Annotated in this window: 11 protein-coding genes; 4 read left to right on the top strand and 7 right to left on the bottom strand. The window is 38.7% G+C overall.

Going from position 1 to position 11,886, the window contains the following annotated elements:
• Window positions 1–198 precede the first annotated feature (198 nt).
• The 5 genes from OPF91_RS18270 to gatC all read right to left on the bottom strand — a co-directional run bounded on the left by OPF91_RS18270 (window position 199) and on the right by gatC (window position 5,131).
• On the bottom strand, window positions 199–1,113 hold the full coding sequence (locus OPF91_RS18270) for a diacylglycerol kinase (RefSeq protein ID WP_264990369.1): 915 nt from the start codon (window positions 1,111–1,113) through the stop codon (window positions 199–201).
• 68 nt (window positions 1,114–1,181) lie between these two features.
• Complete coding sequence (locus OPF91_RS18265; protein ID WP_264990368.1) at window positions 1,182–1,742, bottom strand: thioredoxin family protein; 561 nt, start codon at window positions 1,740–1,742, stop codon at window positions 1,182–1,184.
• Between the two features lie 183 nt (window positions 1,743–1,925).
• A complete protein-coding gene (gene gatB, locus OPF91_RS18260) occupies window positions 1,926–3,353 on the bottom strand; it encodes an Asp-tRNA(Asn)/Glu-tRNA(Gln) amidotransferase subunit GatB (protein WP_264990367.1) in 1,428 nt (475 codons plus the stop codon).
• Between the two features lies 1 nt (window position 3,354).
• On the bottom strand, window positions 3,355–4,818 hold the full coding sequence (gatA, locus tag OPF91_RS18255; protein ID WP_264990366.1) for an Asp-tRNA(Asn)/Glu-tRNA(Gln) amidotransferase subunit GatA: 1,464 nt from the start codon (window positions 4,816–4,818) through the stop codon (window positions 3,355–3,357).
• Between the two features lie 25 nt (window positions 4,819–4,843).
• Window positions 4,844–5,131 (bottom strand): Asp-tRNA(Asn)/Glu-tRNA(Gln) amidotransferase subunit GatC, encoded by a 288-nt coding sequence (gatC, locus tag OPF91_RS18250; RefSeq protein WP_264990365.1) that lies wholly within the window; start codon window positions 5,129–5,131, stop codon window positions 4,844–4,846.
• Between the two features lie 169 nt (window positions 5,132–5,300).
• Here gatC and OPF91_RS18245 point away from each other — a divergent pair, with 169 nt between their 5' ends.
• The 4 genes from OPF91_RS18245 (at window position 5,301) to OPF91_RS18230 (ending at window position 8,676) form a co-directional block, all read left to right on the top strand.
• The gene (locus OPF91_RS18245) at window positions 5,301–5,993 is read left to right on the top strand and encodes a response regulator transcription factor (protein ID WP_264990364.1); all 693 of its coding nucleotides are present in this window, start codon (window positions 5,301–5,303) and stop codon (window positions 5,991–5,993) included.
• 81 nt (window positions 5,994–6,074) lie between these two features.
• Window positions 6,075–6,998, top strand: coding sequence for an ABC transporter ATP-binding protein (locus OPF91_RS18240; RefSeq protein WP_264990363.1), 924 nt, complete (start codon window positions 6,075–6,077; stop codon window positions 6,996–6,998).
• The gene (locus OPF91_RS18235; protein ID WP_264990362.1) at window positions 6,991–7,746 is read left to right on the top strand and encodes an ABC transporter permease; all 756 of its coding nucleotides are present in this window, start codon (window positions 6,991–6,993) and stop codon (window positions 7,744–7,746) included. The genes OPF91_RS18240 and OPF91_RS18235 overlap by 8 nt, the downstream gene beginning before the upstream one ends.
• Window positions 7,747–7,830: 84 nt before the next feature.
• The gene (locus tag OPF91_RS18230; protein WP_264990361.1) at window positions 7,831–8,676 is read left to right on the top strand and encodes a sensor histidine kinase; all 846 of its coding nucleotides are present in this window, start codon (window positions 7,831–7,833) and stop codon (window positions 8,674–8,676) included.
• Between the two features lie 37 nt (window positions 8,677–8,713).
• Here OPF91_RS18230 and OPF91_RS18225 read toward each other — a convergent pair whose 3' ends face one another.
• Both OPF91_RS18225 and ligA read right to left on the bottom strand, forming a co-directional pair.
• Window positions 8,714–9,850 (bottom strand): CamS family sex pheromone protein, encoded by a 1,137-nt coding sequence (locus OPF91_RS18225; protein WP_264990360.1) that lies wholly within the window; start codon window positions 9,848–9,850, stop codon window positions 8,714–8,716.
• A gap of 21 nt (window positions 9,851–9,871) precedes the next feature.
• A complete protein-coding gene (ligA, locus tag OPF91_RS18220) occupies window positions 9,872–11,872 on the bottom strand; it encodes an NAD-dependent DNA ligase LigA (protein ID WP_264990359.1) in 2,001 nt (666 codons plus the stop codon).
• Window positions 11,873–11,886: the final 14 nt, after the last annotated feature.

Raw genomic sequence — 11,886 nt, 5'->3', positions numbered from 1 at the left:
AACTTAACCACATCAACTTTTTTTCCTGTGATTTATACAAGGTAGCACGCCCTTTCCATTCTCTATACCTCTATTTTCCACTATTTCAACGAAAAAAACCTTTATAATATCCCGAAATCTCGGTTTATTATAAAGGTTTCAAATTTTGTTCAAGGAATATACGCACAATCGCCAAACTTTTTCAAAATCGCTTCTATTTTAGATACGATCTTCTTCACGAATCGCTTCAAGTGGTACAAATATTTCAACATGGCGCTTTAAATTTTCAAATGTGGCTGGTGCGTCACCGCCATATTCACCATCTAAATTCAAATGCACTTCATCCTCTGTCGATACTTTGACATAGCTTGCTTTTTTATAAATAACACGGTCATCCTTTAAATGCTCGCCTCTTGAAGCCATTGCTGCCAGTTGAATAAATTCAGGTAAACTCACTTTTTTCAATACTAATAATGTAAATAAACCATCATTAATGCTCGCATCTGGTGCTAGCTTTTCAAACCCACCTACAGAATTTGTTAAACCACATAAGAACATCATCGCATCGCCATCAAACACTTCTCCATCATATTCAATGCGCATATGAGAGGCTTTGATGGATGGAATCATTTCTACTGCTTTTAAATAATAAGCAAGCTGACCAAGCATTGTTTTCATTTTACTCGGCACTTCATAAGTTAGCTCTGTAATACGCCCACCAGCGGCAATATTAATGAAATAACGGTTGCCATTTAATAATCCGACATCCACAGGCAATGTTTCACCGTTTGTAATAATCGTCACCGCTTCTTCAATATTGCGTGGAATATGCACAGCACGAGCAAAATCGTTCGTCGTTCCCATTGGAATCAAACCGATTTTTGGCCGATTTTCAAATGGGCTAACGCCTGAAATGACTTCGTTTAATGTACCATCTCCACCAACTGCGATAATAATATCAAAGCCACGCTCTACTGCGAGCTTCGCTGCATTTGTTGCATCCCCCTCACAAGTTGTCGCATGACAGGATGTTTCATAGCCTGCTATCTCTAGTTTTTCCAACACCTCTGGTAAATGCTTTTTAAATGCTTCACGCCCAGATGTAGGATTATAAATGACTCTTGCTCGTTTCATACAATACACTTCCTGCTTCATCAGTCTCTATCCTAATTCAACGATTTCACTGCTTATTTAGTTGCAGTTTACCCCAAAATCGCTGTCACTTGTTTCTTAAATGCTTCATACACATATGTCCAATAGATTGGCTCTGTACGGTTTGCCTCACGAATTTCTCCATATAGTGCTTTTTGTGCCTCTTCAAAAGCAGGATCTTCTTTATCAGGTAATCCTGCACGCTTAGCCATTACAAATTCCTGTAGCTCAGGTGCACGTGGCCCCCATTTGCCAATCACTTGTCCTTCAGCATCTAATAAAATATACATTGGAATGGCACGACCACCATTTGTCAAATAACGGTCGATTAAATCTGTATCCTCATCACGTAAAACGGCACGCATGTCTAAATTCGCTGCTTCTGCAACACGACGAATAATCGGATTGTTCAGCATCGCATCACCACACCAATCCTCTGTAATCGTTAAAATTTTAGGTTGTTTTTCCTTTAATAGCTCGATAAAGCCATCTGTTGTTGGGACAGCAAAGTTATGATAAATGCTGAAACTTTCTTCCTTTAATGTTGTCATATTGTCCATATATTGTTGAATGGATACCGCTTCATTGAAATATTGTCGCTCTGTTTTCATGCTACGTCTCTCCTTTTCTTGTCATATACTATATTTTGCTACGAACCGCCTGTGAATACAACTATAAAACATTTTTATCCATAAAAAAGCGCGCGCTATCCGTCAGTTCAACCCTTCTATCCGTCACTTCGCCTTTTCTCATAAAAAAGCTGCCTCAAACTAAATTGAGACAGCTTTATCGGACTAGCGTTTATTAATTTCTTCTAATAAAATATCATTTGTTAATTGTGGGTTGGCTTGACCTTTAGAAGCCTTCATAATTTGACCAAGTAATGCTTTTAACGCACGGTCTTTACCACCTTTGAAGTCTTCTACTGATTTTGCATCATTGTCTAATACAGTTGTAACAAAGCCACGAATTACTTCTGGATCAGAAATTTGAACCATGCCTTTGTCTTTCACGATTTTCGCCGCATCTCCACCGTTTTCTACAAGCTCAGTGAATACTTTTTTACCGATTTTAGAAGAAATCGTACCATCAGAAATCAGTTTCACCATACCTGCTAAATTTTCTGGTGTTAACGCAGTATCTTTTAATTCTTTTTGCTCCGCATTTAAGTATGCTGATACATCACCCATTAACCAGTTAGCCGAAAGTTTTGCATCCGCTCCCGCTGCTACCATACCATCAAAGAAATTCGAAATATCTTTATTAATCACAAGTACAGCCGCATCATACGGTGTTAAATCCAATTCTTTTTCATAACGTGCTTTACGAGCATCTGGTAGCTCTGGAATAGAGGCACGTACGCGCTCCACCCATGCATCATCAATAGATAGACGCACTAAATCTGGCTCTGGGAAGTAACGGTAATCATCTGTTCCTTCTTTTACACGCATTAAAATCGTTTTGCCTGTTTTTTCATCAAAACGGCGTGTTTCTTGCTCAATGACACCACCTGAAAGTAGTACATTGGCTTGACGCAATTCCTCATGCTCTAATCCACGGCGTACAAAGTTGAAAGAGTTTAAGTTTTTCAACTCTGTTTTTGTGCCGAATTCCTCTTGCCCATATGGACGAATGGAAATATTCGCGTCACAGCGTAGTGAGCCCTCTTCCATTTTACAATCAGAGACATCTGTATATTGAATAATGGATTTTAGCTTTTCAAGATAAGCATATGCTTCGTTTGGTGTACGAATATCTGGCTCTGACACGATTTCCACAAGCGGCGTGCCTTGACGGTTAAAGTCTACTAATGAATGATTGCCTGCGTGAGATAGCTTCCCAGCATCCTCCTCCATATGTAAACGTGTAATACCGATGCGTTTTGTATAGCCATCTACTTCAATATCAATCCAGCCATTTTTACCGATTGGCTTATCAAACTGTGAAATTTGATATGCTTTCGGATTATCTGGGTAGAAGTAATTTTTACGGTCGAATTTTGTTTCTTGCTCGATTTCCATGTTTAAAGCAAGTGCTGCACGCATGGCAAAATCCACTACATTTTTATTTAAGACAGGCAACACACCTGGATACCCTAAGTCGATTACATTTGTGTTTGTGTTTGGCTCTGCACCAAAATGCGCTGGTGCTGGTGAGAAGATTTTCGAGTTTGTTTTTAACTCTACGTGTACTTCTAAGCCAATGACTGTTTCAAAGTTCATGTTATTTTCCCTCCCAAATTTGAGGAACTTGTTGATGGAACTCTGTTGCTTGTTCAAAAGCATGAGCTACACGGTAAATTGTTGCTTCGTCGAAATATTTACCGATAATTTGTAAGCCTAGTGGTAAACCATTTTCAAAGCCACATGGAATCGAAATAGCAGGTACACCAGCTAAGTTCATTGGAATTGTTAAAATATCATTGGCATACATCGTCATTGGATCATCTACATTTTCACCAATTTTAAAGGCTGCCGTTGGTGCTGTAGGTCCAATGATAACGTCAAAGTTTTCAAATACTTTATCATAATCTGCTTTAATTAAAGTACGTGCTTGCTGTGCTTTTTTATAGTAAGCATCATACGTGCCTGCACTTAAAGAATAAGTCCCAAGCATAATACGACGTTTTACTTCATCACCGAAGCCTTGTGCACGTGTTTCTTTATAAAGCTCCATTAAGTTCGTTGCGTTTTCTGCACGGAAGCCATAACGAATTCCATCAAAGCGAGAAAGGTTCGAGGAGGCTTCAGATGAAGATAAAATATAGTAAGCTGCAAGAGCATATTTAGAATGTGGTAATGATACCTCTTCCACTGTTGCGCCTAAGCCTTTTAAGACTTCTAAAGCCTCTAATACTGATTGACGTGCCGCTTCGCCTACACCTTCACCAAGGAATTCCTTTGGTACAGCGATACGTAAGCCTTTCACATCTCCTGTTAAAGCTGCTGCATAACTTGGTACTTCCACATCAGCAGACGTTGAATCATTAACATCAAGTCCTGCAATAGCTTCAAGTAAAAGAGCATTATCCTCTACATTACGTGTAATTGGTCCAATTTGGTCTAATGAAGAAGCGAATGCCACTAAACCAAAACGTGATACACGACCATATGTAGGCTTCATCCCAACAACACCACAATATGCGGCTGGTTGACGAATCGAGCCACCTGTATCAGAGCCAAGTGAAAATGGTACTTCACCTGCTGCAACTGCTGCCGCAGACGCACCTGAAGAACCACCTGGTACATGGTTTAAGTTCCATGGATTTTTCGTTGTTTTGTAATAAGAGTTTTCATTAGAAGAACCCATCGCAAACTCATCCATGTTTAATTTACCAATCGTCACCATTCCGGCTTCACGTAGTTTTTTTACTACTGTGGCATCGTAAATTGGCATAAAGCCTTCTAAAATTTTAGAAGCACATGTTGTTTCTAAGCCTTCTGTTACAATATTATCTTTGACACCGATTGGTAAACCGAATAATGGACCACGTTCTGCAAATGGCACTTTATCCATGTCGGCTGCTTGTGCAGTTGCTTTTTCTTCGTTTAAAGCAAGAAACGCTTGTACATCACCATCAAGCTTTGCTACACGTGCATATGCTTCTTTTGTTAAGTCAGCAATTGTTAGGTTACCTGCCTTAATATCAGCTTGTAACTCCTTTGCTGAACGTTCAAATAACGTCATGAGGAATCCTCCTATAGTTTAAGTATTACATGATAGCTGGTACTTTTACTTGACCATCTTCCTGCTCTTTTACGTTTAACATCATCACATCACGTGCTAAGCCTTCTGCTGCCACGTCTTCACGCATTACGTTAACAAGTGGTAATACGTGTGTCGTTGGTTCAACATTCGTTGTATCTAGCTCATTTAGCTGCTCTGCGAAGTCTGTAATTTTACCAAGCTGCTCTGCAAATTTTTCAGCCTCTTCTTCAGTAATTGCAAGACGTGCTAAATTTGCTACGTGCTTCACTTCTTCTTTTGTTAATTTTGCCATTTTTCACACCTCCGAATACTCTTGTGAAAGTTAATCATAGCCATTATCATACCATTTTTCACAATAAAAATCACAACTTTCAGCAAAAACATCATAACTTCTACAATCATCAATAAAAAATGTCTTATGCTATAATCATTAAAAATATGGAAAGGTCGGAGAGATGAGTATGCAGCAACATGTACACATTTTAGTAGTTGAAGACGATAACGATATTAATGAGTTATTATGCCATATTATTCGTCAAAGTGGCTATCACCCTCAACCTGCTTATTCAGGTACAGAGGCTCTGCTTTACTTAGAAAAACAATCATGGGATATGGTGTTGCTTGATTTAATGCTGCCAGGTTTAACCGGAGAGGAATTATTAGAAAAAATAGAGCAACAGTATGCAATACCTATCATCGTTATATCTGCTAAAAATGAACAACATACTAAAATTGATACTTTACGTATGGGAGCAGATGATTATATTACAAAGCCATTTGATATTGAAGAAGTGTCCGCCCGCATTGATTCACATTTGCGAAGAATGCGCAAACTAAGTCAGACCATAGCACCTCCATTATTCGTACATAAAGACCTCTCCATTCATACGGATTCTGCAGAAGTACGGATAGGCACTACCATTGTGACCTTAACTGCACGTGAATATGCCATTTTAACATTGCTCATGTCGATGCCTAACAAGGTTTTTACAAAAGCTAATTTATTTGAAAGTGTTTGGCAAGAAGAATTTCGTGGCGATGATAATACCATTAATGTGCATATGAGTAATTTGCGCACAAAGCTAGCAAATGTTAATCCACATGAAGAATACATCGAAACGATTTGGGGTATGGGTTATCGCTTAAAAAATTAATGTTTTCTTAAGAATTCACTTAAGTCTTTCTTATGTTTTGCTTTTTAAACTAGGAGGTAACATAAGAAGGAGGGATTGTAGATGACAGAGTATGTTTTAAAAACACATCAATTAACAAAACAATATAAAAAACAGCTGGCACTCAATAAAGTCAATTTGTCGATTAAAAAGGGCGCTATTTACGGCTTTATTGGGCAAAATGGCGCTGGAAAATCTACACTTATTAAAATCGTTACAGGACTAGCCAAAGCAAATGCTGGCACATTAGAGCTGTTTGGACATAGTCATGAGCAGGCGTTACTGCAAGCTCGTAAACGGATGGGTGTGATTATTGAAGCACCTGCCCTTTATCCACATATGACCGCAGCAGAAAATGTAGAGGCACATCGGCTGTTAAAAGGCATTCCTGGAAAAGAATGTGTCGCCAAAACATTAAAACTTGTTGGCTTAGAAAATACGGGGAATAAGAAGGCTAAAAACTTCTCTTTAGGGATGAAACAACGTTTAGGGCTAGCAATCGCCTTATTAGGAGACCCTGAATTTTTAATTTTAGATGAACCGATTAATGGGCTTGATCCAATGGGCGTTGTTGAAATACGAGAATTACTAAAAAAATTAAATCAGGAATACGGCATTACAATATTAATTTCTAGTCATATTTTAAGTGAGCTACATTTACTTGCGAGCCATTACGGTATTATTCACAAGGGGCAATTAATAGAACAACTTACAACCAATGAGCTAGATGAAAAATGTCAGCAATATATTCATATAAAAGTGGATAACCCAGACAAAGCAACAACGGTTCTTGAACAGCAGTTAAATACCCGCCAATTCGAAGTATTACCTGACGGCACAATTAAGCTTTTTGCCTATACAAATTCACCTGGAAATGTTTCGACAGCATTAGTACAGGCTGGCTTAGTGATTGAAGCCTTTATGCCAATGGGTGAGGATTTAGAAACCTACTTCACAAATTTAGTTGGGGGTGCACTAAATGAGTAATTTAATGATGACAGAACTATTCAAGCTACGAAAAGGCCGTATATTTTGGCTATTAACCGTGCTATTACTACTCGCAGGCGCTTGTTATCCATTTCTCATTTTCTTTAATGACGGTACATTTGATGCACATGCTGTAGAGGTCAAGGAATTATATACATTTTCTGCACTTGGCGGTAATAACTATATTATTCGATTAATTCCATGTATTCTTGCAGGCTTCTTTATTTCCAGTGAGTATTCGATTGGTACAATGAAAAGCATTTGTGCCTCAGGTAATAGTAGAATTCGTATTTATCTTGTGAAATTAATGGTATTTTCGCTTGGTGCAGTGATTATTGCCTGCACATTCCCATTTGCTATACTTAGCGTTAGCGCGGTATTGTCAGGTTTTTATGAAATGCCTACATGGCTCTATGTTGTAAGAACTTTATGTTTGACGATTTTATATGCCCTTGCTTTTGCCTCTATGATGGCAGTGATTGCTATTATTTTTACAGATAGCGGCAAAACGATTGGCTTTTCGATTCTCTTCTTTATATTGATTGACAGTATTTTATATGCACTTGCTCAAAAATTCACGCTTTTTCATATGCTTTTTAACCATTCTATCTTTAAATTATTTTTAGATATACCACTTAATAATTTAAGTAACAATGAACTTTCAACCATCATTATTGTACCGATTGTCACGTTTTTATTATGCGCTATTATGGGAGCTATCATTTTTCAACGCAAGGAAATTAAGTAATGATCAAAGGTGGTGTGGGACATCCTCTATCTTGTTATTCTATGTATCGCCATCGCACTGTTTTTTAGTTGCCGCTTTTATTTTTTGAAGAGGGAAATAAAAAGAGCCTATCAGCAATTAATGGACGTCAATCGCCAAACGACAGCAAAAAAGTTAGATTTCATTTTTTGGGATAAAGATTTAGAGCAGCTTACCAGTGCCATTAATCATCAAATTGATTTAACCGCACAGGCTGTCGCCATCAAACGGCGCAAGGAAGCGGAATTGAAGCAGGCAATTGCCAATATTTCACATGATATTCGTACACCGTTAACCTCTATTTTAGGCTATATTCAATTTTTAGAGCGTGAAGACTTATCTACCGACACTAAACAGCAATATACAATGATTATTAAACGTGGAGCAGGACGATTAAAAGATTTGTTAGAGGATTTTTTTGAGTTATCATTGATAGAATCCCCTGATTATTTATTACAACCTGAAAAAATAAAAATCAATCATCTTATTTTAGAAACATTAGCCGATTTTTACGAGCAGTTTAAGCAAAGTCATTTAGAACCTACTATTCATATACCAACAGAAGATATAACGGTGATTGCTGATTCATCGGCTATGAAACGTGTCGTAGAAAATTTAGTGCTTAATACGATTAAACATGCGAAAGCTGATATTGTCATTCGACTAGAGCAACAGCCAAAGCTAGTACGTTTAATTATCAGTAATCAGGTAGAGGCATTTTTTGAAGAAGATATGCACTCTTTATTCCAACGCTTTTATAAGGTAGATAAAACACGAACAGGACAACAAGGTGCGGGTTTAGGCCTCGCAATTGCCAAAAGCTTAATGACTAAAATGGATGGGCAATTATATGCACAGCTAACAGCCAATCATCTATCGATTGTTTGCGAATGGCCCATACAAAAAGAATAGGCAGAGGACAGAAAAACTTCTACCTCTACCTATTCTTTTATTCATAAATATGAACATATGGCTCTTTGTCATTCGCATCTTTAATAATGAGCGCCTCTGGGCCATTGACGGATGTAATGCTTACTTCTACATGAATGTTATCAAAATGATTAAGCAACAAGCCTGTTAAATATTGTGTAAAGCCAATAATTTCTGCTGTACTAAAAAATTGAATTGGTACTTCCAATGTTAGCTTTTGAATTTTTTTATTTTGATAAAAGCCTTTGCCAATCACACTTGTATAGTTAGAGAAATATTTATCTACCTCTAGCTTAAAGTTTTTAAATTTATGACTAACATCTCGGTAGACTTCTTGTGCATCGTCTGTTGGAAACAGTACGTACTCCTCATCAATCGCCTGCCAATCTGATACATCATTTTGACCAGCCTTTGCCACACCCACATTAAAATAAGTGCCTGCCACAATATCATTGCGTGCCTTTTGTTTAAATAAGCCTACAACGATGGGCACATCCTTTAATTCATCTTGTGTACGTAGACGCGAAACAATTTCAGCAGCCATTTTTTTCCCTTGCTCTATAAGCGCTCCCTCATCAATTGCCTGCTCGTAATATTCTCCGTACTTTTCTTTTTGATAATAATAAATCGAATTCATGGCAAGCCCGATTGAAATACCACCTAATTTGACTTTATTATCATCTGATTTCTTTAAATAATTTTGCTCAATAATATGTGCCAAATAAATAGGTGCTTTTGTTGCACGTTCCTCCGCTGACATCGAATCAGTTGTTGGCGGGTTTAAGCCTGTTTCCACTTGTGAGCTACGCGCCAGCCAATCCTTCACAGTGCTTTCAGCTAAATACTGCCCCTCTTGGAAATTATAATCCTTTGTATTAAATTGTTGCTGAGAAAGGCGCATTAATCCTGTTTCAGCTTCCTTCATATCATATTTAGTATAAATATTAGATACGACTAAGCCTCGGCTTGCACTTTCCTTATATGGAATTAATGATTTGTAAAATGATTCATCAATTTGTACACTTGGAATCATCGTTGTTTCCGCTTGTTCCTGCTGCGTTTCCTGCGTTAGCTCTGTGCTCTTTTTCATCGATGGCACACAGCCAACTAATAAAGCAGCCGCTACAATTGCTGGAATGAGTCGAAATGACTTCATTGATTAATACTCCTTTGCTAATTAAGTTGCTAAATAATCGATTAGGCGTTCTTCATTCCAAATTTCAATGCCTAATTGCTCTGCTTTTGTCAGCTTCGAGCCAGCATCTGCACCTGCAACAACAAGGTCTGTTTTTTTGCTAACACTTCCTGTCACAATGCCACCTAACTCTTCTATTTTCGCTTTTGCTTCGTTACGTGTCAATTGCTCTAATTTCCCTGTTAAGACAATGGTTTTTCCTGCAAATAGATGATCTCCTGCAATAAGCTCGACTTTTTTACCTTTATAGGTCATATTAACGCCAGCCTCCGCAAGACGCTGAATAACCGCTCTTGCCTCTTCATTCGCAAAATATTCCACAAGTGAGGAAGCCATTTTATCACCTATTTCATGAATAGCAACAAGCTGCTCCTCTGTGACAGCCATTACAGCCTCCATTGTCTCGAATGCCTCGGAAATGATTTTTGCTGCCTTCTCCCCAACGTGACGTATGCCAAGCCCAATTAATAAACGCTCCATTGAATTATCCTTGGAGGCTTGAATGGCATTGACCAAATTCGTTGCTGATTTTTCACCCATACGCTCTAATGCCACAAGTTGCTCAATTGATAAATGATATAAATCGGAGACGTCTGCAATTAGGTTTTCACGCAGTAGTTGCTCAACCACTTTATCACCAAGTCCATCAATATTCATCGCGTTGCGGGAAACAAAATATTTAATACTTTCCGCAATCTGGGCAAAGCATGAAGGATTAACACATCTTAAAGCAACCTCACCCTCTATACGAATCAGCTCACTATCACAAACAGGACAGTTTTTAGGCATTTCATATGGCACTGTACCATCAGGTCGTTGCTCCAATAATACACCTACTACTTGTGGGATAATATCGCCAGCCTTCCGAATAATAACCGTATCACCTTTGCGAATATCCTTGTCACGAATTAAATCCTCATTGTGTAGGGATGCACGCTGTACGGTCGTACCTGCTACTTGTACGGGCGCTAAAATCGCTGTCGGCGTCACAACACCTGTACGCCCAACTGTTAGCTCAATGTTTAGTAATGTTGTGACAACTTCTTCGGCAGGAAATTTATAAGCAATCGCCCAACGTGGACTTTTTGCTGTATAGCCTAGCTCATCCTGATGGGCATAACGATCAACTTTAATAACAATCCCATCAATTTCATAAGGCAAATTACCTCGATTGTCCGTCCACTTATTAATAAAAGCCACTACTTCTTCAATTGTCGTACAACGCTGACGCTCCTTATTGGACGGCAAGCCTAGCCCTTCTAAATAATCAAGCATCTCGGCATGCCCATCAATGCCATATGCCTCTCCGTCTCCACCGATTGCGTAAATAAATGCCGATAGTTGGCGACTTGCTGCAATTTTCGGGTCAAGCTGACGGAGTGAACCCGCCGCTGCATTACGTGGATTGGCAAATAGCTCCTCGTTCTGCTCAAGACGTTGGGCATTTAATTTTTCAAAGGACGCTTTTGGCATATAGGCTTCGCCACGCACTTCAATCGTCACAGGCTCCTTTAAGCGTAGCGGAATAGCACGAATGGTTTTCAAATTGGCGGTGATTTCCTCACCAACCACACCGTCACCACGGGTTGCTCCCTGTGCCAAAACACCATTTTCATATTTTAAGGAAATAGCAAGACCATCGATTTTCAGCTCACATACATAAGAAAAATGATCGCCGATTGCCTGACGAACTTTACGGTCAAATTCTTGCAAATCTCCTTCATCGAAAGCGTTTGACAAACTGAGCATCGGATAATCATGTGTTACCTTTTGAAATCCTTCAACTACCGCTCCACCTACTCGCTGTGTTGGCGAATCTGGATAAATCAATGACGGATTGGCTTCCTCTAATGCTATTAACTCATGCAGTAATTGGTCATATACACTATCTGCCACTACAGGTTTATCTAACACATAATAAGCATGACCATATTCATGTAGCAGCTTATTCAACTCGGCAATCCGTTGTTCTACTTCATTCATTCACAAATCCCTCC

The organism is Lysinibacillus piscis (genome assembly GCF_026012395.1).
GTDB lineage: Bacteria > Bacillota > Bacilli > Bacillales_A > Planococcaceae > Lysinibacillus > Lysinibacillus piscis.
This window is presented reverse-complemented; position numbering and strand designations above follow the sequence as displayed.